Here is a 24,500-nt window from a genome sequence, read left to right on the forward strand (position 1 = left end):
TTAGAATTTCATGTTTTCAATACTGTTCACCTGGTCACTGTGATAGTTACGGTAAACATTAATAATAATAGCCAGCGCAACAGCAGTCTCGGCAGCACTCACACCGATAGAGAAGAGTGTGAAGAAGAAGCCTTCCATCTCACCGGGGAAAAGGATGCGGTTCATCACGGCAAAGTTCAAGTCGACAGAGTTGAGTATCAGCTCGACCGAGATGAGCATGGCCACAAGGTTGCGGCGTGTGACAAATCCGAATACACCTATAAAGAACAGCAATGCACTAAGTGTAAGGAAAAACTCTACGGGAATATTCATTTCTGGTCCTCCTTTCTTGCAATCATGATGCCTCCGATGATACAAGCCAGCAAAAATACTGATATCAACTCGAAGGGTAATACATACTGATATTTCTCTGAACCCACAAGGGCAGTACCTATCTCCTGCATGGTTACCTCCTTGTCGGCCAAGCTGGCTGCCATGTCGATAAACTTATGCTTGAGGATTACGCCCACTACTGTGGCGAGGCCCAGCAGTGAGATGAGCAGTCCGCCCATCAGGCGTGAGCCCTTGAAGTATTCGGTCTTGCCCTGGAGGGCGCGCTTGTTGACCAGCTGGATGGCAAAGACATACATCACGGTGATACCTCCGGCGTAGACAGCTATCTGGGCAGCACCCAGGTAGGTATAGTCGAGCAGGAAGTAAAGACCGGCGATGCCGAAGAGCACAAACAGCAGGAAGGTGGCTGCACGCATGATGCTGCGGGTCAGCACACACATTAAGGCTGAGCCAAGAATGACTACGGCCAGAATACAAAACATTACAATATTTGCCATAATCGGTTTACTTGGTTTTGGTGTTAAACTTACCTATTTCCAGGGGAGCGCCGCCATCAATGAGGTTGGGCAGCGAACCGCCTTTGTATACTTCCTTGTCCAGATGATAGACGAGCTTGTCACGGTCGAAGACAGCGTTTTCGAAATCGTTGACAAACTTGATGGCTCCGAAGTTACATGCATTGACGCAGAGCTCGCAGAACATGCAGTCGCCCAGGTCGTACTGGTAATCTACCAGCTGGCGCTTCTTCTTGCCTGTCTCGGGGTCCTCCACCATCTCGGTAACAATCTTGATGGTGTCATTGGGGCATGACTTCTCACAGAGTGTACATCCCACACACTTGTAGCTCTCGTCCTCGTTGCGCTCGAAAACCAGGCGTCCGCGGAATCGGGGCGAAATGTGGAGTGTAGTCTTGCGGTTCTCGGGATACTGCTCGGTGCTCTTGGGTGTGAAGTACTCCTTCATGGTAGTCTTCATACCTACGGCAAGCGTCTTCACGCCATCGGCAATACCTTTGAAATATGAATTGTTAGACATACTTTGTTATTAATCTATTGTTGAATTACGGTTTGATATTTCGCAGATTATCCGTGGAAGCCCAGCGCTACGCATACGGTCATCAGCACGAGGATAATCAGAGACAGAGGCATGAGATACTTCCACTCGAGGGTAAGTATCTGGTCGATACGCAGACGGGGGAAAGTCCAGCGTACCCACATCAGAATCCATACCACGGCGAAGGTCTTGCCGAAGAACCAGATAAATCCGGGGATGAGGTTCATCAGATTGTCGAAGCCCTCGATACCGATATTGAGAGGCGCCCAGCCACCGAGGAATACGGTAGAGGCGATGCCCGAGATAACGAAGAGGTTGAGGTACTCTGCCAGATAGTAGAAGCCGAAGCCCATACCCGAATACTCGGTGTGGTAACCGGCTGTCAGCTCGCTCTCTGCCTCAGCCAGGTCGAACGGGCCACGGTTGGCCTCGGCGTTACCAGCTACGAGGAATACGAGGAAAGCCAGGATGGCAGGCACGTGGCCCTTGATGATGAGCCAGCTCCAAGGACCGACCTGAGCCTCAACGATGCCGCTCACCTGCATGGTGCCTGTGAGGACTACGGCAGAGATAAGGCAGAGGCCGAGCGACATCTCATAGGAAATCATCTGCACGGCGCCACGCATGGCCGACACTACCGAATACTTGTTGTTGGAACCCCATCCGGCGAGGAACACGCCGAGTACGCCTATCGAACTGATGGCGGTGATGAGGAACAGACCCACATTGAAGTCGAGGATATGCGCACCCATGTTCCATGGCAGGAATGAGAAGGTGCCCACCGAGGCGATAATCACAAGGAAAGGAGCGATGTAGTAGAGCATCTTGTCGGCTCTGTCGACAACGAAGATTTCCTTGATAAGCATCTTGAGCACGTCGGCGAAGACCTGGAAGATACCCCAAGGACCTACTCGCATCGGGCCCAGACGGCACTGGAAGTAGGCACACACCTTGCGCTCCATGAAGATGAGGGCGATGGCTATCAGCGCATAGGCGGTAAGGATGCCTACACCCACGAGCACGCACTCTATCAGTATCGACCAGAAGTCGCCCAGACCGAGGGTCTGGCGCAGAAGACTGTCGATGGCGGTTGTTACTATACTAAAATCAAACATCATTATGTTCTCTTTTTACTTATACATTATTATATTATTATCTGTCGAGGTCGGGGATTACGAAGTCGATGGCAGCACCGGTGGTGATGAGGTCGGCTATCTTCTGACCACGGAGCATAGGGTCGAGGGCGCCGGTAAGCGACAGACCCATCGGGCGCATCTTCATACGGTAAGGCATCTTGTCGCCACGTGAGTCGAGATAGACGCCAAACTCGCCGCTGGCTCCTTCTACAGAGAAATACCACTGTCCCTCGGGCACCTTGATGATGGGCTTCTGCTTGATGTAGTATTCGCCCTCAGGGATATGGTCTATGAGCTGCTCGATGATGTCGAGGCTCTGATAGAGCTCCTTGATGTGACAGTAGTAGCGGTCCATAGAGTCGCCGCCGGTCATGGTTATCTCCTTCCACTCCACCTTGTCGTAGAGGGCATAGGGATGACGTTTGCGGGTATCGTTGGCCCAGCCTGCGGCACGTCCGGCAGGACCGGTCACGGCATAGTTGATACAGTCGTCCTTGCCCATTGGGCCAACACCTTCGAGACGGTTGTGGGTAATCACGTTGTCGCCGAAGACGTCGAGATATTCCTGTATCATCGGGCGCAGATAGGCGCAGAGCTTCTTGACATTGTCCACGAAGTTGGGGTCAATGTCGGCCTGCAGTCCGCCGATGCGATAATAGTTCTGTATGAGTCGGCCGCCGGTAGTTTCCTCCATCACGTTGAGCACGTGCTCACGGTCGCGCATACAGTAGAGGAAAGCGGTGAGGGCACCGAGGTCCTGTGCGGTACAGCCCAGGTAGAGCAAGTGGGAGTCGATACGCTGCAGCTCGTCCATGATGGTACGGATATACTGTATGCGCTCGCTGAGCTCTATGCCCATAGCCTCTTCGATGACGCCCACGAGAGCGTGGCGGTGCATCATGGCCGAGAGGTAGTTGAGACGGTCGGTCAGGGCGAGGGTCTGTGGGTAGGTCATATTCTCCCACATCTTCTCGATACCGCGGTGGATATATCCCAGGTGGGGATAGATGCGCTTCACGGTTTCGCCGTCCACTACGGTCTGCAGGCGCAGCACGCCGTGGGTGGATGGGTGGTTGGGGCCTACATTGATTACATATTCATCTTCGTCGAAGAGTCTCTTCTCGGTAGCTACCAGATGACCGTTCTTGTCGAGCGAGTATTCTACGGTGTAGTCGCTCTCGGGCTCGTCGGTACAGGGGAACTGGTTGGCCTCGGGGCTCATGTCGAAGTCCTTGCGCAGGGGATGACCCTTGAAGTCGGTGCGCAGGAAGAGGCGACGCATGTCGGGGTGGCCGAGGAACTTGATGCCCACGAAGTCGTAGACCTCACGCTCGAGCAGGTCGGCCACCTTCCACAGATTGATTACCGTGGGGATAACGTCGCTGCCATCCACCTTCTTGGCGATGGTTCTCACCGAGCAACGCTCGGCAGTGTCTGTATTTTCGAGAATGTAGATACATCCGAGTCCTTCCTCACCGAAGTCTTCACCGATGATGGTAACAAGGTAGTCGAAGTGTTTCTCGTTCTTCAATTTCGCCATCTCCTCGGCGAAATTGTCAAAACTCAGTTCTATGTTATTCAGCTTCATATTCTTATACCTTATTATATATTAGTCATCAAGTCCCTTCTGTGGGTCGAAGCCTTCGGGCACTTGGGTCACGATGATAGGCTTCTTGTTGCCCAACTTGTTGGCATCAGAGAGGTTCTCGTTGCTCAGACCGCGCAGACCACCCTGACTCATGGAGAGATTCTTCTCATCAGCAGTCATCTTGTGGTTGGCGCCGCCAAAGAATTTCTCGACCTTCACCTTGCGCTGCAGCTGCATCATGCCGTAGAGGATAGCCTCGGGGCGTGGAGGGCAGCCGGGGATGAACACATCCACAGGCACCAGCTCGCTGATACCGCGCACCACGTTGTAGCTCTTCTTGAAGGGGCCGCCGCTAATGGCGCATCCGCCTACAGCCACTACATACTTGGGCTCGGCCATCTCGTCGTACAGACGCTTGAACACTGGTGCCATTTTGTTGGTGATTGTACCGGCACACATGATAAGGTCGGCCTGGCGTGGAGAGTTACGGGTCACCTCGAAGCCGAAGCGAGAGAAGTCGTAACGGGCACAGCCTACGGCCATAAACTCAATACCACAGCACGATGTTCCGAAGGTAAGCGACCACAGCGAGTTGCTGCGACCCCAGTTGATGGCGGCGTCGAGTGAGCTCACCACCACATTGGCACCGCCCTCATTGAGCTCGGCGGCAATCTTCTCCAGCGTGTCGTTGTCCTTAAACTCGTCGTAAGGAATGCTCTTGATAGAGGCTCTGTTCTTTACTTCCATTCCAATGCTCCTTTCCGCCAGGCGTAAGCCAGGCCAAATACCAATACCAACAGGAAGAAACTGATGCTCACGAGGGCCAGACTTCCATACTGCTTAACGACTACAGCCCAGGGATAGAGCAACATAGTCTCGATGTCGAACATCAGGAAAAGGATGGCGAAGAGGTAGTAACCGATGTGCGAGGGCAACCATGAGCTGCCGCGCGTGGGGATACCACACTCAAAGGGCTCACCTTTTACCGGATTGTACGAACGGGGACCGATGAGCTTGGCAATGACATAAGCAGCCACCACCAAGGTTACAGCCGTTAGCATAACGGTAATCAACAAAGTGAAATTCATAAAAATTATAACGTTATTAATAAATATTTTATGCGCAGAAGGCGTTTTGTCACCTTCAAGTTGCAAAGTTACTACTTTTTTTGGTAACATTAGTCATTATTAACTGAAAAAACACCTATTTATATATACGCACGCCCGCAGGCGCGAGCAAAGTGGCATTTTTGGTGACAACCTGACTCACAAGCGACACCATCTACCCGTGCACCGACGGCCGGCGGCAACTTGGAGAGACTACCTCCTCGGGCATCGCCACCGTCACCGCGCACCGCTCCCCGTCGCCACGGTTGCCCGACATAATCTTTGCAAGTTCATCGGTCACCGCAGCCAGCCTCTTGGGCGGCTCGTAACATAAGGTACGTGAGCTCGTGACGCAAGATACGTGAGCTCGTGACTTATGTCACGTGGGCTCGTGTCTTATGTTACGAGCCGACAACCGTCATCAGGACATCGCCAAACCTACTGACAACAAGCGTATTGGGCACCTCTCTGCCATCTCCATCGACTACGAGCCAGACAGAACCCTTCCGGCCGCCTCCATGGCTGCCTGGGCGGAGGCTGTAGTGAGAGGCTGGCGAGGCGACCTCATGGGTGACGGTCTGCACCTGGCTCCGCCCCTCGCCCCTGCTCCACTCCATGCTTGCGACGGTTTACGGCGCCGCCGGCAAGACAGGCTCGGGGACAAAAAAAAGACTTCCATCACTGCACAGAGGCAGGAATGAAAGTCTTGATGTTGTGTTTGTATCAATACAAATGACGTTTCACTTTCTCAAGGTAACGCTGTGTACTCGCCACGGTGTAGTTCTGACCGCCGTTCCAAGCTCGGATGGCCTGTTCTACATTGTTCTGCGGGTTGTAAAACGACTGGATGAGCAGGAACATAGCTCGCGACTTGCTGATGCTGAATCTGTCGGCCAGGGTGTAGCGCTTGTTCGAGCCTCTCATGCGCAGTATGCGGTTGCAGTCTTTTACCAGTACGGGGGTTATCTGCATAGCTCCACAGGAGTTGCCCTTCACCGCCCTTGCGTTTCCTTCGCTTTCTACCTGGATTATCGCATCCATCACGGGATTCCAATCCATGGTCTTTTTAGTTTCCAGTGACCCACTTGCTATCGCCAGCAGTGGAAATGTCACACCAATAGTCAATAATACAAATAATCTTCTTGTTAATAAACTCATAAATTATTGTTTTTGACATCTGAGCCACATCCTGAAAAAAGCTCGCGACAACGGTATTGATAAGAAGAAAAACCACCGTGTCTGGATGCCAGTGAATACTGGGAGTAACCGTGTCTGAAAACCTTAAACCGACAAGCGTTACTCCGATTATCGCGTGCAAAGGTACGAAGAAAATCTGAACCGTGCAAGAAAAACGGCGAATAATTGTAAAGGATATGGTAGTCGAGGTAATCAAGAAACCTTTGTATCACAATCTTTTACGTTTCCAAATTGTTGTAAATTCTTACTTTTGCCATCGCCGCGACGAGGGCCATCGCCGCGGCTGCGACAGGCGCTGCGAGGGGCTTGGCGGAGCTCGTCGCGACGCCTCCGAAAACGAAAAAAGGCATCCCGGAGAGGGATGCCTTGTGGGGCTGGGGTGCGATGGTCTTACTCTTTGCCCACGAGCGGAGCGGCCTGGGTGTAGACACGTGCGCCAAGCTCCTTGTCGAGCATGTAGAGACCATATCCGTTGTCCTTAATCATGCGGATATTGTCGATGATGGTGCTGGCGTTCTCTTCTTCCTCCACCTGCTCGTCGATAAACCACTTGAGCATGCTCTGGGTGGCGAAGTCGAGCTCCTGGGTGGCCAGTGCGTAGAGGTTGTTGATGAGCGAGGTGACCTTCTGCTCATGGGCCAGTGTACTCTCAAATACGTCGAGCATCGACTCCCATGTGGTGGGCACAGCCTCGATGGGCTTGAGGGTTACCACTCCGTCGCGTGAAACGACATAATTGAAGAATATCTTGGCGTGGTCCTGCTCTTCACGGAACTGGACCTCAAACCACTTGGCCATACCGGGCTGGCCCTGGGCGTGGCAATAAGCTGCCATAGACAGATAGAGATAAGCCGACCAGAGTTCGGCATTGATTTGGGCGTTGATAGCCTCTTCTACTTTCTTGTTCAACATGTTATTCAGTTTTATGTTTACCTGCTGCAAATTTACGAAAAAATGTAAACACTGCATAGTTTTTTAACTTATTTATATTTAGCGACTCCACATCTGCGGGCGCCATCACTGTCCTGACAGCCACTTCTCCGCCGCCGACAACCTTTTCCCCACCGCCGACAACCATTTCCACGCCGCCGACAGCCATTTCCCCGCCGCAGCCACCCATTCACCCGCCGCAGCCACCCATTCACCCGCCGCCTACAGCCATCAAAAAAAGCCCATCGGGCGATACCTGCGTATCAGCTCCCGATGGGCTTCATATCTTTGGAATGGGTTTTAGAACTTAGCCATTTTGATGGCGTCGATGGCACACTCGCTTCCCTTGTTGCCATACTTGCCCCCACATCTATCCTTGGCTTGCTGCAAGTCGTTGGTGGTAAGCAGTCCGTAGATGACGGGGATGTTCTGGTTGGAGTTGAGCCGTGCTATGCCGTAGGTGACGCCCTGGCAGATGTAGTCGAAATGGGGCGTCTCGCCACGGATGACACTTCCGAGGATGATAACGGCATCAAATCCGTCATTCTTGGTCATCTGCTGTGCTCCGTAAATCAGCTCAAAGCTGCCGGGCACGGTCTTGACGTGGATGTTCTCGGGCAGAGTGCCATACTTCTCCAAGGTGGTCACCGCGCCATTGAGCAGCGCGTCGGTTATCTCCTTGTTCCATTCAGCCACTACTATGCCGAAGCACATGTTGCTGGCGTCGGGCACATTGGCTATATCCTCGTCGGAGAGGTGGTGGAGTGCTGTAGCCATGATTACTTCTCCTCCAGACGTTGGATGTATTTGTCTATCTCCTGGCTCTGAACAAGAGCAGAGGTGACATAGTTGGCCTTGATATCCTTGTATATCTCGAGCGCCTCATCATTCTTGTTCTGGCTCTCCAGCAACTGCGCTGCTGAGAGCAGGAACAGGGGCGACAGACTGTTGTTTACGCCGTTGTGGCCCTTGCTGTCGGCCATCTTGGCAGCCTTCTTCAGGTCTGATACGGCCTCGTCTATCTTGTTGAGGTTGGCATATACCTGGCCGCGGGCAGCTACTGCTGCGGGGCTTACCAGTGCGTCGGAAGCTGTAGAGTACTTGTCGAGATACTCGGCTGCCTTCTCCCACTTCTCGGTGTGAGCATAGCTCAGACCGGCATAGAGGTTGGCGAGATTGGCTGCATCGGTGCCGCTGTAGTCAGAAGCAATCTTCACGAAACCTACACAGTTGGCGCCGTCGCCATTAAGAGCCTTGTCAAACATGCCCTGGTCAAAATACTGCTGACAAAGACCCAGAGCGGTAGAAGCCTTGTCCTCGCGGGGAGCGCTTACATAATTCTTGTAACAGAAGAAACCTACGATGAGGAGTACTACTGCAGCGGCAGCAATAACGATGGGCTTTTTGTATTTGGTGATAAAAGCCTCAGAAACGGTAAGCACGTCGTTAGCGGGTGCTTGTTCTTTTTTGTTTGTCATTTTATTTATTATTTTTGTTTTTATTCCCAATGTTGCAATCATGCTGACGGCCACGAAAGCCGCGTGCATATTCAAGGCAAAATTAATCAAATAATCTCACATATTGAAATATATTTCTCTATTTTTTTGCTTTTGCGTGATAATTGGCGTAACTTTGCATCACTCACGGGGATAACACACTCCCAGAGAGCAAGGATAAAGCCGCTATGATTCTGAAAAGACTGTCCATACTCAACTACAAGAACATAAGGGAGGCAACGATAGAGTTGTCGCCCAAAATCAACTGTCTTATAGGGCAGAACGGCGTGGGAAAGACCAACTTTCTCGACGCTGTCTATTACCTGTCGTTCTGTCGGAGCGCCTTCACGCCCATCGACTCGCAGGTAATCATGCACGACCAGGACTTCTTTGTGCTCGATGGCGACTACAGGAGCGACAGCGGTGAGGATTTCAACATCTACTGCGGCATGAAGCGTGGGGTGAAGAAGCATTTCAAGCGCGACAAGAAAGACTACAAGCGTCTGGCCCAACATATCGGGCTCATCCCGCTGGTCTTTGTCTCGCCCGCCGACAGCGTGCTCATTGCCGGGGGCAGCGAGGAGCGCCGGAGGCTGATGGATATGGTGATATGCCAGTACGATGTGGCTTACGCCGATGCCCTGATGCGCTGCAACAAGGCCCTGCAACAGCGCAATGCCCTACTCAAGATGGAGGCTGAGCCCGACCCTGCCCTGCTCGACATTTGGGAGGAGGAGATGGCTTCACAGGGAGAGATTATCTATCGCCGGCGCGACGAGTTCATCAGCCAGCTCATTCCCGTGTTCCAGCACATCTACGAGACCATATCCGAGAACAAGGAGAAGGTGAGCCTGCGCTACATCTCTCATTGCCAGCGCGGACGGCTCATCGACGTGATACGCCGCGACAGGGCCAAAGACCGCGCCGTGGGCTACTCGCTCCATGGCGTACACCGCGACGACATCGAGATGATGCTCGGCGACTATCAGATGAAGCGCGAGGGAAGCCAGGGGCAGAACAAGACGTTTGTGCTGGCGCTGAAGCTGGCACAGTTTGAGTTTCTCAAGCGCACAGTGACGGCCACGGTGCCGCTGCTCTTGCTCGATGACATATTCGACAAGCTCGACGCACGCCGCGTGGAGCAGATTGTGAAGTTGGTATCGGCCGACAACTTCGGGCAGATATTCATCACCGATACCAACCGTGACCACCTGGACCGTATACTCCAGCACAGCGCGATGGACTATAAGTTGTTTGAGGTGGAAGATGGAGAAATCACCCAACGCAAGGAGGACGACAATCATGTTTAAGCGCAATGTAAAATCAATCGGTGATGTTATCAATCACCTGCTACGCGACCAGGGGCTGGAGACGCCCTTGCTGCAGCGGAGAGTTATCGACGCCTGGGAGACGGTGACCGGCGCCACCGTGGGCAGATATACCGGCGAGAAGTTCATCAAGAACCAGACGCTGTTTGTAAAAATAACAAATCCCGCCCTCAGGCAGGATTTGTCTATGATGCGTTCCAAGTTGGTACAGCGTCTCAATGCCGAAGTAGGCGCCATGGTCATCGCCGATGTGCGCATCTACTGAGGCTTTTATTCCTTATTTATCTTTCTTGTCTTCGTTCACAAACTTTTCGACCATACCCTGGGTCATCACCACGGCCTTGAAGCGATTGGCGTCGAAGACCACAACGTAGCCCTCGCTGTCGGCGTGGGGCTTGAAGGTCACGTAGGTCGACCCCAGACCGAAGAGGTCGTGACCGTAGAGCATGAAGCTGACGATGTCGGTAGCCGTAATCATCTCGCTGTCGGGAGCATGCCTGTGCGAGATAGAGTTGGAGTCATTGCCGATGGGTATCTCTATATAGAAGTTGTGCAGCCGCCTGAACGAGGTCACCTGGAGCTTGCCGTCCAGGTCGATGACATAATCATTGCCAAACGGCTGCACATCGGTATGGGTCGTGCCCTGGATGATGTACATCCTGAGCCGGCCGTTGTCCATGGGTATCACGTCGAAGTTGAGCGTACCGTCGGCGGAGCTATAGTTTAAGATGCTGTCGCCACACGTCTCCACCACCGTCTTGATGGCCTGTGTCCGCAAGACCATCGCCTGCATCTCACTGTTGTCGAGGGCACGCTTCTTGGTCGTGGTTATCGAGAACATCGACTGCGGGTCGAGCACATAATCAAGCAGCAGCTCGCCTTTCTTGTCCACATAGATGTAGTGCATGATGCCGTTGTCGTCGACGGTGACGCCTCCCATGCCGATTTTCTTCACATCCACCTTGTGCTTGGTCAGTTCGTCGGCACTGTGCCAAGCCAGATACTCATAGAGATACAGTCTGCGGGCTTCGTCGACCACCGAGTCTGCCATCTGCTGCAGTCGGCGCAGCTCGAGCGAGTCTATGGGCGTAATGGCAAGCGAGGTCATGACGCCCGTCGCCATCATCAGCATGAGGATAATGCGTTTCATATCTATTGTCTGTAGGTTATATCACTTCGTCTACGGCGATATCGGTAGACTCACACGGCACATGCTCCACGCGTTGGAAGTCGAAACACATACCTATCTTATAACAGTGAGGGAGATTGACCAGGAAGCGGTCGTAGTAACCCTTGCCGCGCCCAAGCCGATGGCCGCTGTCGTCGAAGGCCATGCCGGGAATGACAGCCAGGTCGATGCTTTCGTAGTCGGCAAAGCGCTCGCCCACGGGTTCGAGTATGTCGAAAGAGCCACGACGCAGACTGTCGGCGCCATGATAGACGCGCAGCTCCATCTCGCCTTCGCCGGTCACCACAGGCAGCACCACGGTCTTTCCCTCGCCGTAGAGCGTGTCTATGAGCCCATGTGTGTCCACCTCATCGGGCAACGAGCAATAGAGCATCACGGTCTGTGCCTCTGCCATCCGCTTATGGGCCGACAGACGCCCCACAACGGCAAGCGACAGTTCGCCCAACTCCTGCTGGGTGAACTGTCGCTTGCGTTGGCGGATAAGTTGTCTTAGTTCCTTCTTAGACATATCGCCTGGGTGATTATGTTATTTTCTGTGCTTGGCCACCGCCTTCTTTACGGCGACCTTCCTCACTGCCTTTTTCTTGACTGCCGGCTTCTTGGGAAACGCCTTGCCCTGGGCAAAGACATTGAGAGCAGCCCTGATGTTGTCATCGTCCTGGTTGAGGTATTCGTTCCAAGCCTCCTCGTCGAGCATATTATAGATGATGCGACTGTTGATATACTGGTCGAGCAGCTTGTGCGACTTGCGTATCATCAGGTTGCGTCGCTGCAGACCGTTGCGGTCAGCATAGGAGGCAAATCGCTCCACGAGGTTCTGTGTCTTCAGATAGTCGTAAAGCGACTGCATGTTGCGATACCCGTTCAGTTTGGCACGGTTATCATCCGTATAGTCGTAGGCAAACTGCAGTATCAGTCCGCTCATGGCAGCCCGCTTGTAATATGACGTCATACCCAGGGTGTCTTCGGGGATGAAGATGTCGGGGGTGATGCCGCCACCGCCATAGACCACGCGTCCGATATGGGTGTGATAAGCCGGACCGGTGTGCTTGATGGAGTCTTGCGAGAAGTATTCGCCGTGCTGATAGCGGTCTACCAGGTCTTGGGCGTAGAACGACTCGTCGCCCATGGTATAGGGCTTCTGGATGCAGCGGCCCGAAGGAGTGTAGTAGCGGGCGGTGGTAAGACGGATGATGCTGCCGTCGGGGAACTCCATCTGCTTCTGCACAAGGCCCTTGCCAAACGAGCGGCGGCCGATGATGGTACCGCGGTCATTGTCCTGGATGGCGCCGGCAAAGATTTCAGACGAAGAGGCCGAGCCCTCATTGATAAGCACCACAAGCGGTATATCCTTGTAGCTGCCGCGACCATCGGAGAGGAACTCCTGCCTGGGCTGCTTGCGGCCCTGGGTATATACTATCAGACGGTTCTTGGGCAGGAACTCGTTGGCCATCTGCACAGCCGTCTCGAGATAGCCGCCGGTGTTGTCGCGCAGGTCTATCACGAGATTGGTGAACCCGCTCTGCGAGAGCTTGGCCAGCGAGATGAGCAGCTCGGCATAGGTGGTCTCAGAGAATTTCTTCACGCGGATGTAGCCGGTCTTGTCGTCGAGCATATAGGTGGCGGCGATGCTCTTCTGGGGGATGTCGCCACGCGTGATGGTAAAGGTATGGACCATCTTGGAGCCATAGCGCACCACGCCTATCTTGACCTTGGTGTCCTTGGGGCCCTTGAGCCTGTGCATGGCCTCTTCCTGGGTCACTATCTTACCCACAAACGGCTTGCCATCCACGCTCACAATCTTGTCGCCTGCCAGAACGCCGGCCTTTTCGGCGGGACCGTTCTTGATGACGCCCTGGATGTGAATAGTGTCCTGTCGGATGACAAACTCGACACCGATACCCGAGAACGAACCCTTCAGGTCGTCGGTGGCAGTCTGCGCCTGCTTGGCATTGATATACACAGAGTGAGGGTCGAGCTCGGAGAGAATCTGCGGGATAGCCACATCCACCAGCGAGTCGATGTTGACCTCGTCTACATACTGGTCGCTGATGATATGCAGCAGATTGCTCAGGCGGTTGCTGCCGCTGTTGATGATATTCAGTCGGTTGCCCGAGAAATGATTGGCATAGAATGTTCCGATGATGATGCCTATGATGATGCACAGGGCCATCAGCAGCGGAGTGAATCTGTTAGACTTTTTCTGATTCATTGTCGTTAGCATTAAGATAAACCACTTCGATATTTGCACGCTTCAGAAGGTTGATACCATCCTCAAGACGATACTTCTCACCATAGACCACGCGCTTGATGCCTGCCTGGATGATGAGCTTGGCACACTCTATACAGGGCGAGGCGGTGACATAGAGCGTAGAGCCGTCGCTGTTGTTGCTGCTACGTGCCAACTTGGTGATGGCGTTGGCTTCGGCGTGCAGCACATAGGGTTTGGTGAGATTGTTCTCGTCTTCACACACATTTTCAAACCCACTCGGTGTGCCGTTATAGCCGTCGCTGATAATCATCTTGTCCTTGACCACCAGCGCCCCTACCTGCCTGCGACGGCAGTAGGAGTTCTCGGCCCATATATGTGCCATGCGCAGATAACGCAGGTCAAGGCGGTATCGCTTCTCTTCTTCTGTCATGTCGGTATGTTGTTATTGGGTGTCGCTTTTTATTCCGTTGCGCTCGAGCAGTGCGTCGATGGTGGGCTCCTGACCGCGGAAGCGCTTGTAGAGCGTCATGGGATGCTCGGTACCGCCACGCGAGAGGATATTGTCTCTGAAGCTCTGGGCGGTGGCACGGTCGAAGATGCCGTGCTTCTTGAAGACGCTGAAGGCGTCGGCGTCGAGCACCTCAGCCCATTTGTAGCTGTAGTAGCCGGCTGCATATCCGCCCGCCATAATGTGGGAGAACTGCACCGTCATGCATGTGTCCTTGAGCTGCGGAGTGACCATTGCCTTGGCCCAAGCCTTGTGTTCGTAGTCGATGATGTCGTCATCGAAGGCGTCGCGCTGGGTGTAGTAGGCCATATCCAGCAGACCGAAACTCACCTGACGCAGACAGCTGTAGCCCACCATGAAGTTGCGGCTGTCCACGATGCGGCGGATAAGCTCGTCGGGCAGAGGCTCGCCGGTCTGATAATGGTAGGCAAAGGTACTGAGGAATTCCTTCTCTACGGCATAGTTTTCCATAAACTGGGAAGGCAGTTCGACGAAGTCCCACCACACGTTGGTACCCGAGAGACTCTGGAAGCGGGTGTTGGCAAACATGCCGTGGAGCGAGTGACCAAATTCGTGCAGGAAGGTCTCCACCTCGCTCAGCGTGAGCAGTGCCGGCTTCTCGGCCGTGGGCTTGGTAAAGTTCATGACCAGTGACACATGCGGGCGCACATTGTTGCCCTTGCGGTCTATCCACTGTCCCTGAAACTCTGTCATCCATGCTCCGTTCTGCTTGCCTTTGCGCGGATGGAAGTCGGCATAGAGCACAGCGAGATACTCTCCGTCGTTGTCGTACACCTCATAGGCTTTGACATCGGGATGATACACGGGGATATCCGCGTTTTCCTTGAAGGTGATGCCGTAGAGACGGGTAGCCAGTCCGAAGACGCCGCCGATGACGTTCTCCAGCTTGAAGTAGGGGCGCAGCATTTCGGCATCGAGATTATAGCGCTCCATCTTGAGCTTGTGGGCGTAGTAGGAGATGTCCCAGGGCTCCAGCTTGAAGTCGTCGCCCTCGTGGCGGCGCGCCATCTGCTCTATCTCTTCCATCTCGTTGACGGCGGTGGGCTTGTAAGCCTCGATGAGGTCATCGAGCAGACGATAGACATTGGCGGTATTGGTCGCCATGCGCTGCACCAGCACATAGTCGGCATAGGTGTCATATCCCAGCAGCTGTGCCACCTCGCGGCGCAGATTGACCAGCCGTTTGCATATCTCCAGATTGTTCTGCTCGTTGTCGTGGGTACATACGGTCATGTGGGCCATATACATCTCACGACGCAGGTCGCGCCTGTCGGCATAGGTCATGAAGGGCGAATAGCTGGGGAAGTCGAGCGTGAACACCCAACCCTCCTTGTCCTTCTCGGCAGCAGCCTGGGCGGCAGCCTCACGCTGTGTGTCGGGCAGTCCGCTCAACTCTGCTTCGTCGGTGATGTGCAACTGATATGCCTTGTTCTCCTTCAGCAGGTTCTGAGAGAACTGCAGCGAGAGCATGCTGGCTTCTTCGGTCAGCCGGCGCAGCTTCTCCTTGTCCTCGTCACTGAGCAGGGCACCGCTGCGCACAAATCCGTCGTAAGAGGTTTGCAGCAGCATACTCTCCTCGGGCGTGAGCTCACGATGGTGCTCATAGACATACTTGATGCGCTCAAAGAGACGACGGTTGAGCGACACGTCGTTGGCGTGCTTGGTCAGTATAGGGTTGAGTTTCTGGGCCAGGGCGTCCATCTCATCACTGGTCTCGGCACTGAGCATGCACGAGAACACGCTCGACACGCGGTCGAGCAAATCATAATAGTGCTCGCCCTTGCTCAGGTCCACTCGGGTGAGAGTATTCTCAAAGGTGGGTTCTTCGGGGTCGTTGATGAGCTTGTCGATAGCCTCATCGTCACGGCGTATACCCTCCATGAACGCCTCTTCATAGTGTTCGGTCTTTATTCTATCAAAAGGAACAGTGTCGTGAGGGGTGTTATATGGCAGGAAAAAGGGATTTTCCTGAGTTTTGTCTATATTTGCTGTAATGTCCATACTATTCGTAGTTGATTTCGATGCAGTGACGGCGCTCCTGTTCACCACAAGCACGCTTAATGGCTGAGGCGCCGCCTATTTTATGCAAAAATAGTGCAAACCGAACGCCATAAGCTCGCTTAATGGTTGAGGTGCCGCCTATTTTATGCAAAAATAGTAAAAAACTAACATATTCAAGCCATTATATCCATTTTTTTAACTAATGTTTTACTTCCATTGGCGACGGCCGCTGTCATTCATGCCTTGAGCGGGCTTTGATCCGCCACTCCCCTCGCCCATTTCGCGACCCATGAACTTGCCTACGGCGCCACCCAGACCCGCTCCAGACCGCTGCCCACCAAGCCATTTCCCACAGAGATGGCATTGGCGATGATTTCAGGGTTTGATTTCTGTATTTCGGACTGCGATTTATGTGTGGCAAACCATGATTTCAGTATTTCCCACTTCGCCGTCAACTTATTTGCGGTCACGGGCGGTTTGTCGCCATTCACGGTCATGACGGGGCTGCGGGCGAAGCGCCCCTCGGCGGTAGAAACGACAGAAGGGGATGACACCTTGGGGCGCGGGAAAACCGCTGAACCTTACGGAGTCATCCCCTTCGGGAATATGGGGGCTATCGCTTTACTTCCTGTCCATCACGCGCCATACGTAGGCGATGTAGGCGAAGACAAACGGCACAAGGAGCGACACGTAGAACATCGTGCGGAGCGTGAACTCACTGCTGCAACTGTTGGCAATAGTGAGCGAGCACTGCAGGTCGGCATTGGAGGGATAGTAGGCGGTATCGGCATAGCCTGCCACCAACAGCAGAGAGAGCACGACCAGCACCACGCCCACACCGGCGGGCCAGATGCCACGGATATAGGTTTTGCTGACGATGGTGCGCACCACGCCGTAGAGCAACAGCACCACGCCCGCGAGGGTGAGCACGACGAGCAGCGGCATGGCAAGGTAGTTGTGCAGATACTTCATCGGCTCCAGCGACACCACGCCCGTGGCGGCGTCGACGGCATATCCGTCCTTGAGCAGCAGTCTCACAAAGAAGGCCAAGAACAGCACGAGGAAGGGCACCGTGCATCCGATGAGGCGCACGCTGCCACGCGAGCGGATGTCCTCGTCGTCCACATTATTTATAATATAGAGCGTGCCCAGCATGCGCGCCAGAAACATCACGGCGAGACCAAACACGAGGTTCCACACGTCGAGCAGCGCGTCGAGTCCGGCAGAGGCGTTGGCCCAGCGGCTGATGACGGGCGAGCCGACATCGGTCAGCGACGCCTTCTCTACCAGGAAGTTTGAGCCGTCGAAGAATGTAGCCACAGCGCCACCGAGCAGCAGCGGACCCACGATGCCGTTGAGTATGAGGAACCATCGGTAGGTGCGGGTGCCAAGCAGATTGCCCTTCTTGAGCTGGAACTCATAGCTCACTGCCTGCAGCACAAACGAGAAGAGGATAATCATCCACAGCCAGTAGGCTCCGCCAAAGCTGGTGCTGTAGAAGAGGGGGAACGAGGCAAAGAAGGCTCCGCCAAAGGTGACGAGCGTGGTAAAGGTGATTTCCCATTTGCGTCCGGTAGAGTCGAGCACCTTGCGCTGTCCTTCTTCGGTACGGCCAAGGCTATAAACCATTGAGTTGGCGCCCTGCACAAAGAGCAGGAACACAAGCAGCGCCCCAAGCAGCGAGACGATAAACCACCAGTATTGTTGTAGGAATTCGTAAGTCATAATCATATTATGATGTATAGGGTTTCACAAGTTGTTATTTGTTGGCATTATAGTTTCTGATGACACGGCACATGATGCTGACCTCGGCTATGAGCAGCACGGTGAAGAGTATCAGGAAGAGGAAGAAGGTCAGGGCCACGCTGCCCGACTGCAGGTCGGAGACGGCTGCCACCGTGGGCATCATGTCCTGGATGGCCCAAGGCTGTCGGCCCAACTCGGCGACTATCCATCCTGCCTCGCTGGCGATATAGGTAAGGGGCAGCATCGCCAGGGCAGCCAGATACAGCCAGCGATGGGTGGCGGTGATGTCCTTGCGCCAGGCGATATGGCCGATGACGAGGAAGAAGAGCATGAGGAGCGACCCCACGCCCACCATGATGCGGAAGGCGTAGAAGTTGACGGGGATATAGGGCACCAGTTCGGCTCGGTCCTTGATATATCCATAACCGAAATATGGCATGTCCTGCTTCAGCTGGGCAGCCAGACTGTCCAGTCGGGCGTCGGTGGCGTCGGCAGCCTTCAGCTTGCGATAGGTGGCAAGGGAGGTGATGGCTCTACGGCCACGCTCCATCTTCTCTTCGGCAGAGAGTTCGCGCTTGCCGTCACGGGTATAGCCGTTGAGGATGTCGTTGACACCGGGCACGTAGCCGTCTATCGAGTGGGTGGCAAGCAGGGAGAGTCCGTTGGGGATGGCTATGCGCAGCGGAGCCTCGCCGCCCTGGGCATAGTCGGACTGCTCCAAAGGGTTGACAGCGGCTATGGCGGTGAGCGACACGCCCTCGCCTCCGTCGTAGAGTGCCTCCATGGCTGCCAGCTTCATGGGCTGGGTCTCTGCCACCTTCACTGCCGAGAAGTCGCCTGTGGTCATGGTGAGCACAGCGGCCACGATGCCCACGATGCTGGCGATGCGGATACTCTGGCGTGCCATCTCCTGCTCACGGCGGCGCAAGAGATACCAACAGCTTACGGCGCACACGAATACGGCGCCCACCACCCAGGTAGAGGTGACGGTGTGGAAGAACTTGTCGACGGCAAAGGGCGACAGGGCTACATCAATGAAGCTCGTCATCTCGTTGCGCACGGTGTCGGGATTGAACTCGCAGCCCACGGGGTACTGCATCCACGCATTGGCCACAAGTATCCACCATGCCGAGATGGTGGCGCCGAGTCCGGTGAGCCATGTAGAGGCGAGGTGGAAGCCACGCGACACCTTCTCCCAGCCGAAATACATGACGGCGACGAAGGTGCTCTCCATGAAGAACGCCACGATACCCTCGACAGCAAGCGGGGCGCCGAAGATGTCGCCCACAAACCAGGAGTAGTTGCTCCAGTTGGTGCCGAACTCAAACTCGAGGATGATGCCCGTAGCCACGCCCATGGCGAAGTTGACGCCAAACAGGCGCTGCCAGAACACGGCAGTTTCTTTCCAGAATAGTTTACCTGTGCGGTAATAGCACGTTTCCATAATGCCCATGATGAGGGCCAGACCCAGCGTGAGCGGCACAAAGAGCCAATGGTAGATGGCTGTAAGTGCAAACTGCGCACGCGACCAGTCGATGAGGGTTGGGTCGATTGTCAACAGGTGTGTCATTGTTTATAATTTTAAGATGATTGATGATTGTCGTAAGATTTCTAAGGGGCAGCACCGCCATCGGGTCAGCGCCCCACCAACTGGCCAGCCACATAGGCCGCCTTGTCGCCGTCGTGCGCCTTCTGCTCCAGCACATCGGGGAAGAAGAAGAGTTTCAGCACAAAGAAGATGACAAATAGCTTGATGAGGATGACTGCCCACAGCACCCGGCCGAGGGTCATGGTGCGGAAACCGTCGGCATAGAGCCGGTACACCTTATATAATATATTGTTTCTGTTCATTGTCGGAAAGTGTCTGGAGTGGGTTGCTGATGGGCTGGGGCTGCCAGGTCGGCCACAAATCCTCCCCGGAAGAGCTGCAGACGCCCCTGGTTCTGCAGCCGATGCAATGCGCGCGACACCTCGAGACGGCTGCAACCCAGCTCTTGGGCCAGGCGTACCATCTTGACGACCACACGCTTGGCGCCTACGGGGTAGCGGCTGTGACTATGGACAAAGTCGACGACGCGGCTGTCGATGCTTTCGCCGTGGCTGCGCCAACAGCGGGCGTGTCGCTTCTGGATAAGCGCAGAGAGAAGATTGAAGTAGTTGATACGGAAGATGGGAAAACGGTCTATCAACTTATAGATTTCGTCTTTGCCGATACCGATGACGCTGCAGGGCGTCAGGGCGCGATAGAGGCTGGCATAATGGGGGCTCACGCCAAACAGCGCTTCGTACTCGAACAAGAGCGGAGCCGCAGCGGTCTCTGCCACCGCATAGGACCCGTTGTCGGCAGAGGTGACGACCTCTACCCTGCCGTCGATGAGAAAGAAGAGGCGGTCGCAGGTGGTCTGGGCACGCGCTATGGTGTCGCCCTCGGCATACTTGTGGAAACCCAGACGGGTATGGGTCACCAGCGCACCGAGGTCGGCCTTGCTCAGTCCCTGGAAGAGGGCAAACTGGAGCAGCTTGTTGTATATATGCAGCGTGTCCATAGGGGTAACGGTGTCAGAGGGGGTGGCGCTATCAGCGGGCGGGGTCGGCCATCTTGTCGCGCAGTGCCGGAGAGCACCACACGGCATGGCGGCCCTCGCGGTCGGTATAGATGAAGTAGGCCATCATGTCCTTATGTCGGGCAAGCACCTCCTGGGCGCGCTCGAGTCCCATCACCATGAAGGCGGTGGCATAGGCGTCGGCACGGGCACAACTGTTGGTGAGCACCGTGGCAGAGAGAATGCTGTGCTGGACAGGGTAGCCGGTCGCAGGGTCAATGGTATGGGCATACTTGCGGCCGTTCTTGTAGTAGAAGTTACGGTAGTTGCCGCTGGTGGCCATCGCCTTGTCGGCAACATCGATGATGGTCTGCAGTTCCTGGTTGATATTGAGACTGTCGTCGGTGGGCTTGGTGACGCCGATACGCCAGGCGGTCTGCTTGTCGTTGACGCCGTGGGCAACGATTTCTCCGCCTATCTCTATCATATAGTTGGTCACGCCCTGGTCACGCAGATAGCGCGCCACCACATCGCAGCCGTAGCCCTTGGCTATGGCGCTGCAGTCGAGCATGGTGCGGGCGTCCTGCTTCACGACATGGCGTCCGCTGAGTTTCACCTTCTCATATCCCACAATAGCCAGCAGACTGTCTATCACAGCCTTGGTGGGCGGGGTACCCTGCTTGAAACCGAAGCCCCAGGTATTGACCAGCGGCGCCACGGTGATGTCGAAGGCGCCGTGGGTGTCGGCAGAGACCTCCTGCGCCATCGTAAACACATCGGTGAAGAGGTCGTTGACCTCGACGGTCTCGTTGCGGTTTACGCGAGAGATGATGGAGGTCTCGTTAAACGGAGAGAGCGAGTTGTCTACCTGCTGCAGCTGGTCGAGTATCCCGGCTTGCAGGTCGCGGTCGTACTGGTACACGATGCTGTAGGTGGTGCCGAATATCATGCCCTTGTTGTGCTGGTAGGGCATCGCCCGGTTCTGGCGCACGATGATGACCGTCGCCACAATCAGAAAGAGCAGAAACACACCCTGCCCTATCAGTTTCTTCTTGCTTGTTCGCTCCATATAGATGATGGTGTCAGAGTTCGATGATTACATTGAAGGTGCCGCCGATACGGTCGTCGTAGCGACCATAACCAGGGATATACCAGGCCTTGCCGATAGCGGGGTCTTTGGCTGTGAGTTTGCGCTTGTAGCGCAGGCTCCATCCCAGACGCAACGGGCCCCAGATGCGGGCATCGACGCCAGCGACCAGTTCGAGCCAGTGGCAGTTGGCACTGTTGTCCTTATAGCTGTACTCCACATCGTCGCCCCACACGGGGTCCTTGACAGCGGTGCCGTCGACATCATACTTGAAGGAGGTATAGCCATAGCGGCCGCCCACATAGACGCGGTTCACGTCGTGCTTGTTGCGCAGCACGTTGAAGTCTACACCCACACGGCCGTAGGGAGCCGAGGTCTTGTAGCGCAGTCCACTGTCTACATCGTCGGCATCGGCATGGCCCACACCCAGCTCGACAACGGGGAAATAGCGGTCGCGCAGATTGAGACGGGCGGCAGCCTCGTACTGGCCATAGTCGCCCAGACCCGACTGGATGACGCCCACGAGGTCGAACGACACTGCCACTCCGCGGAAGAGGGGTATGGTGTCGCGGTCGGTAAGGGTCTTGCCCTTGTGGTTCTGCGCCTGCAGCGCCAGGGGCATCAGCAGAAGCATGAGGCTAACTGCCAAGACTCTTGAAATAAATGAGCAAATGCGGTTTCTGAGCATCGTAGCTTACTTTATTCTGGTTAATCACAACAGAGTCAATGCGGTGATGGGTGCATTTGACCTGCTGCAGCGTATGAAACATGGTGGCAGGACAGTCTACCGACTCGAAATGGGGTTCGTTGGTCTTGGTGATGGTCACGGTGTCTATGGTACGCACACCGCCATCGGGACGGATGTCGAAGTAGTACTCGTCGCTCTCGTGGCTGTAGCTCAGCGGGATGCTGAAGCTGTCCACGCGCAGCGCCTTGTTGAGCAGCACGGTGTCGGCTCCCGATGTGCGCTTGACCGATATGGTCAGCGTGTCGTCGAGCGTCGTCACGTCGCCAGCCAGCCTATACTTTGTATAGACGGTATTGTTGAGCGGACAGTCTATCGACGAGCACGAGGCAATCACCGCCACCACCGCCACAAGCAGTAGCGCTATTTTCCGCATCGTATCTCCTCCTCTATCTGGTAATCATTGCGGTTGGGGTTGCTACGGCTTACCAGGTCGCCGATGAAACCGGCAAGGAAGAGCTGGGTACCGATAAGCATCGAGGTGAGGAAGATATAGAACCAGGCAGAGTCGGTGACCAGATGGCCATAGTTGCCCTGGCTCAGTTCGACCAGCTTGCTGATGCCCAAGATGGCGAGGGCGATGAAGCTGATGAAGAATACCAGCGAGCCCAGAAATCCGAAGACGTGCATAGGCTTCTTGCCAAAGTTGGAAAGGAACCACAGGGTGAGCAGGTCCAGATAGCCGTTGAAGAAACGGTTAAGGCCAAACTTGGATTTGCCATACTTGCGGGCCTGGTGGTGTACCACCTTCTCGCCAATCTTGTCGAAGCCGGCATTCTTGGCCAGGTAGGGAATATAGCGGTGCATCTCGCCATAGACCTCGATATTCTTGACCACCTCCAAGCGGTAAGCCTTGAGGCCGCAGTTGAAGTCGTGCAGGTTCTTCACACCGCTGATCTTGCGGGCGGTGGCATTGAAGAGCTTGGTGGGGATGGTCTTGGACAGGGGGTCATATCGCTTCTGCTTGTAGCCCGACACGAGGTCGTAGCCGTCCTCCATAATCATCTTGTAGAGTCCGGGTATCTCGTCGGGAGAATCCTGCAGGTCGGCATCCATAGTGATGACCACGTCGCCCTTAACCTCCTTGAATCCGCAGTAGAGCGCGGGACTCTTGCCATAATTGCGGCGGAACTTGATGCCACGCACGTGCTCCGACTCCTTGCTCAGACGCTCGATAACGTCCCAGGAGTGGTCGGTAGAACCATCGTTGACAAATATTACTTCGTAGCTGAAGCCGTTGGCTTCCATCACACGCTTAATCCAGGCAAAGAGCTCGGGCAGCGATTCTTCCTCGTTGTAGAGGGGGATTACTACTGATATATCCATATCTTGTTTACGTTTTATATATACATTATTTATTATAGGGGGCATAACTTCGGCGCATGATGGCAGCCACGGGCAGCGACATGATGGCGCAGAACGTGATGTTCTGGGTGAAGAAGGTGAACACCAACTGCACATCGCTTGTGGCGCGAAGCGTGTTGACGGCCTCCTGAAGCTCTCGCACCGACAGGTTCTGCTGTCGGTAGATGGCCTCTATCGTCTGGAGGGCGCCCACCAGCATGCCGATGAAGGCACCGTTGTCGAAGAAACGGAAGTAGACCAGCTGGAAAGCCGCGAAGAGCAGGCTGGCGTAGAGGAAGGTATACCACAGATAGGCATAGCCACGACGGAACGAGATGACTCCGTCGAGGGCGCGGTCACGGAAGACCTTGAGGCGTGCGCCGGCCACAAAGGGAGTGGCTATGGCAAGCATCGTGCCCCACACGGACTGGGGGTCGAAGATGATGGCCATAAAACTGGCTGCCCACAGCACTGCCATGAACACGCCATCGATACGCGCAAAGGCCTTGACCTGTTTGAAAGCGTCGCTAAGTGTCATATTATCTGCAAAAGTACTGTTTTTTAGAGAGAAAATCCATAAAACTGCGATTTTTTCGCATTTCCATGGTCTTTTTTTTTGGTTCTTCCGCCTTTTAGAATGATGGAAGATAATTAGCTGGTTATCGACAAAGGCCTTAAGGGATATATGGCATGACTTAGTCAAGACCTATAAAACTTCTGGTTGACAACAACTTGTAGAACAGAACACGCTCATAGCTTATAAGCGACATATGATGGTGGCGGAAAAGGATTGGTTTCTTGGGATAAAATCGAAGAGTTTCTGAAGAAGAATCAAAGGCAATTGTATAGACAGAAAAACATACTTCGTAGCTACCCGCCTGGCATGGGGCGACTGCCATTCGCATACTTATAGTGAACTTCACCAGATGTTAAAACC

At 54.6% G+C, this 24,500-nt stretch carries 30 protein-coding genes; 3 read left to right on the top strand and 27 right to left on the bottom strand.

Translation table 11 applies throughout. The features are described from left to right. From nuoK to CIK95_RS05485, 7 genes are read right to left on the bottom strand one after another with little or no spacing between them, the layout of a single operon-like run. Positions 1-312: an NADH-quinone oxidoreductase subunit NuoK gene (gene nuoK, locus CIK95_RS05455; RefSeq protein WP_022309929.1), complete on the bottom strand. Its 312-nt coding sequence runs from the start codon at positions 310-312 to the stop codon at positions 1-3. Beyond that, positions 309-830 carry an NADH-quinone oxidoreductase subunit J gene (locus tag CIK95_RS05460; RefSeq protein WP_094466484.1) on the bottom strand — a complete coding sequence of 174 codons (522 nt, stop codon included), beginning with the start codon at positions 828-830 and terminating at the stop codon, positions 309-311. The genes nuoK and CIK95_RS05460 overlap by 4 nt, the downstream gene beginning before the upstream one ends. A gap of 7 nt (positions 831-837) precedes the next feature. Continuing rightward, positions 838-1,368 (bottom strand): NADH-quinone oxidoreductase subunit I, encoded by a 531-nt coding sequence (locus CIK95_RS05465; protein ID WP_094423378.1) that lies wholly within the window; start codon positions 1,366-1,368, stop codon positions 838-840. Positions 1,369-1,415: 47 nt separating this feature from the next. Continuing rightward, a complete protein-coding gene (gene nuoH, locus CIK95_RS05470) occupies positions 1,416-2,501 on the bottom strand; it encodes an NADH-quinone oxidoreductase subunit NuoH (protein ID WP_022309932.1) in 1,086 nt (361 codons plus the stop codon). A gap of 37 nt (positions 2,502-2,538) precedes the next feature. Continuing rightward, positions 2,539-4,110 carry an NADH-quinone oxidoreductase subunit C gene (locus CIK95_RS05475; RefSeq protein ID WP_022309933.1) on the bottom strand — a complete coding sequence of 524 codons (1,572 nt, stop codon included), beginning with the start codon at positions 4,108-4,110 and terminating at the stop codon, positions 2,539-2,541. Between the two features lie 21 nt (positions 4,111-4,131). Further along, positions 4,132-4,857 (bottom strand): NADH-quinone oxidoreductase subunit B, encoded by a 726-nt coding sequence (locus CIK95_RS05480; RefSeq protein ID WP_022309934.1) that lies wholly within the window; start codon positions 4,855-4,857, stop codon positions 4,132-4,134. After that, a complete protein-coding gene (locus tag CIK95_RS05485) occupies positions 4,848-5,198 on the bottom strand; it encodes an NADH-quinone oxidoreductase subunit A (RefSeq protein WP_022309935.1) in 351 nt (116 codons plus the stop codon). The genes CIK95_RS05480 and CIK95_RS05485 overlap by 10 nt, the downstream gene beginning before the upstream one ends. Positions 5,199-5,614: 416 nt before the next feature. Between CIK95_RS05485 and CIK95_RS05490 the strand changes: the two genes are divergently transcribed. Continuing rightward, the gene (locus CIK95_RS05490; protein ID WP_094466485.1) at positions 5,615-5,917 is read left to right on the top strand and encodes a hypothetical protein; all 303 of its coding nucleotides are present in this window, start codon (positions 5,615-5,617) and stop codon (positions 5,915-5,917) included. A gap of 22 nt (positions 5,918-5,939) precedes the next feature. Here the strand turns inward: CIK95_RS05490 and CIK95_RS05495 are convergent, their stop codons facing one another. The 5 genes from CIK95_RS05495 to CIK95_RS05515 all read right to left on the bottom strand — a co-directional run bounded on the left by CIK95_RS05495 (position 5,940) and on the right by CIK95_RS05515 (position 8,821). Next, on the bottom strand, positions 5,940-6,275 hold the full coding sequence (locus CIK95_RS05495) for a transglycosylase SLT domain-containing protein (protein ID WP_254046020.1): 336 nt from the start codon (positions 6,273-6,275) through the stop codon (positions 5,940-5,942). Between the two features lie 528 nt (positions 6,276-6,803). Then, positions 6,804-7,325, bottom strand: a complete 522-nt coding sequence (locus CIK95_RS05500) for a ferritin (RefSeq protein WP_094388652.1) — start codon at positions 7,323-7,325, stop codon at positions 6,804-6,806. A 1-nt stretch (position 7,326) separates the two neighbouring features. After that, entirely contained in the window at positions 7,327-7,512 is a 186-nt protein-coding gene (locus tag CIK95_RS05505; protein ID WP_144007747.1) for a hypothetical protein, read from the bottom strand. Positions 7,513-7,643: 131 nt separating this feature from the next. Then, a complete protein-coding gene (gene ribH, locus CIK95_RS05510; RefSeq protein ID WP_022309938.1) occupies positions 7,644-8,120 on the bottom strand; it encodes a 6,7-dimethyl-8-ribityllumazine synthase in 477 nt (158 codons plus the stop codon). 2 nt (positions 8,121-8,122) lie between these two features. Then, positions 8,123-8,821 (bottom strand): tetratricopeptide repeat protein, encoded by a 699-nt coding sequence (locus CIK95_RS05515; protein WP_094388654.1) that lies wholly within the window; start codon positions 8,819-8,821, stop codon positions 8,123-8,125. 206 nt (positions 8,822-9,027) lie between these two features. Here CIK95_RS05515 and CIK95_RS05520 point away from each other — a divergent pair, with 206 nt between their 5' ends. Together CIK95_RS05520 and CIK95_RS05525 are read left to right on the top strand one after the other, a co-directional pair. Continuing rightward, entirely contained in the window at positions 9,028-10,149 is a 1,122-nt protein-coding gene (locus CIK95_RS05520) for a DNA replication/repair protein RecF (RefSeq protein WP_094387398.1), read from the top strand. Then, on the top strand, positions 10,142-10,432 hold the full coding sequence (locus CIK95_RS05525) for a DciA family protein (protein ID WP_094466486.1): 291 nt from the start codon (positions 10,142-10,144) through the stop codon (positions 10,430-10,432). Before CIK95_RS05520 ends, CIK95_RS05525 begins: the two co-directional genes overlap by 8 nt. A gap of 12 nt (positions 10,433-10,444) precedes the next feature. On the opposite strand, the gene CIK95_RS05530 is transcribed toward CIK95_RS05525, so the two are convergent. The 15 genes from CIK95_RS05530 to CIK95_RS05600 form a co-directional block, all read right to left on the bottom strand. Then, on the bottom strand, positions 10,445-11,317 hold the full coding sequence (locus tag CIK95_RS05530) for a hypothetical protein (RefSeq protein ID WP_094466487.1): 873 nt from the start codon (positions 11,315-11,317) through the stop codon (positions 10,445-10,447). Between the two features lie 16 nt (positions 11,318-11,333). After that, positions 11,334-11,864 carry a 5-formyltetrahydrofolate cyclo-ligase gene (locus CIK95_RS05535; RefSeq protein ID WP_094387401.1) on the bottom strand — a complete coding sequence of 177 codons (531 nt, stop codon included), beginning with the start codon at positions 11,862-11,864 and terminating at the stop codon, positions 11,334-11,336. Positions 11,865-11,882: 18 nt separating this feature from the next. Further along, the gene (locus tag CIK95_RS05540) at positions 11,883-13,568 is read right to left on the bottom strand and encodes a S41 family peptidase (RefSeq protein ID WP_094423372.1); all 1,686 of its coding nucleotides are present in this window, start codon (positions 13,566-13,568) and stop codon (positions 11,883-11,885) included. Next, positions 13,549-13,998: a dCMP deaminase family protein gene (locus CIK95_RS05545; protein ID WP_022309945.1), complete on the bottom strand. Its 450-nt coding sequence runs from the start codon at positions 13,996-13,998 to the stop codon at positions 13,549-13,551. The genes CIK95_RS05540 and CIK95_RS05545 overlap by 20 nt, the downstream gene beginning before the upstream one ends. A gap of 12 nt (positions 13,999-14,010) precedes the next feature. After that, positions 14,011-16,098: a M3 family metallopeptidase gene (locus CIK95_RS05550; protein WP_094387403.1), complete on the bottom strand. Its 2,088-nt coding sequence runs from the start codon at positions 16,096-16,098 to the stop codon at positions 14,011-14,013. A 299-nt stretch (positions 16,099-16,397) separates the two neighbouring features. Next, the gene (locus CIK95_RS05555) at positions 16,398-16,652 is read right to left on the bottom strand and encodes a hypothetical protein (protein ID WP_144007748.1); all 255 of its coding nucleotides are present in this window, start codon (positions 16,650-16,652) and stop codon (positions 16,398-16,400) included. Between the two features lie 67 nt (positions 16,653-16,719). Then, complete coding sequence (locus CIK95_RS05560) at positions 16,720-17,823, bottom strand: cytochrome d ubiquinol oxidase subunit II (protein ID WP_094423393.1); 1,104 nt, start codon at positions 17,821-17,823, stop codon at positions 16,720-16,722. Positions 17,824-17,857: 34 nt separating this feature from the next. Then, on the bottom strand, positions 17,858-19,414 hold the full coding sequence (locus tag CIK95_RS05565) for a cytochrome ubiquinol oxidase subunit I (protein ID WP_094466488.1): 1,557 nt from the start codon (positions 19,412-19,414) through the stop codon (positions 17,858-17,860). A gap of 65 nt (positions 19,415-19,479) precedes the next feature. Then, the gene (locus tag CIK95_RS05570) at positions 19,480-19,695 is read right to left on the bottom strand and encodes a DUF4492 domain-containing protein (RefSeq protein ID WP_022309949.1); all 216 of its coding nucleotides are present in this window, start codon (positions 19,693-19,695) and stop codon (positions 19,480-19,482) included. Then, positions 19,692-20,390, bottom strand: a complete 699-nt coding sequence (locus CIK95_RS05575; RefSeq protein ID WP_158215098.1) for a Crp/Fnr family transcriptional regulator — start codon at positions 20,388-20,390, stop codon at positions 19,692-19,694. The genes CIK95_RS05570 and CIK95_RS05575 overlap by 4 nt, the downstream gene beginning before the upstream one ends. A 31-nt stretch (positions 20,391-20,421) precedes the next feature. After that, entirely contained in the window at positions 20,422-21,456 is a 1,035-nt protein-coding gene (locus CIK95_RS05580) for an FAD:protein FMN transferase (protein ID WP_094387407.1), read from the bottom strand. A 13-nt stretch (positions 21,457-21,469) separates the two neighbouring features. Next, a complete protein-coding gene (locus tag CIK95_RS05585) occupies positions 21,470-22,123 on the bottom strand; it encodes a DUF6048 family protein (RefSeq protein ID WP_371327124.1) in 654 nt (217 codons plus the stop codon). Continuing rightward, entirely contained in the window at positions 22,113-22,595 is a 483-nt protein-coding gene (locus CIK95_RS05590) for a DUF6452 family protein (RefSeq protein WP_094387408.1), read from the bottom strand. Before CIK95_RS05590 ends, CIK95_RS05585 begins: the two co-directional genes overlap by 11 nt. Then, positions 22,583-23,545 carry a glycosyltransferase family 2 protein gene (locus CIK95_RS05595; RefSeq protein WP_022309954.1) on the bottom strand — a complete coding sequence of 321 codons (963 nt, stop codon included), beginning with the start codon at positions 23,543-23,545 and terminating at the stop codon, positions 22,583-22,585. Before CIK95_RS05595 ends, CIK95_RS05590 begins: the two co-directional genes overlap by 13 nt. A 25-nt stretch (positions 23,546-23,570) precedes the next feature. After that, a complete protein-coding gene (locus tag CIK95_RS05600) occupies positions 23,571-24,101 on the bottom strand; it encodes a DUF4199 domain-containing protein (protein ID WP_094387409.1) in 531 nt (176 codons plus the stop codon). Positions 24,102-24,500 lie beyond the last annotated feature (399 nt).

The sequence above is a fragment of the Prevotella sp. P5-108 genome, from assembly GCF_002251385.1.
GTDB lineage: Bacteria > Bacteroidota > Bacteroidia > Bacteroidales > Bacteroidaceae > Prevotella.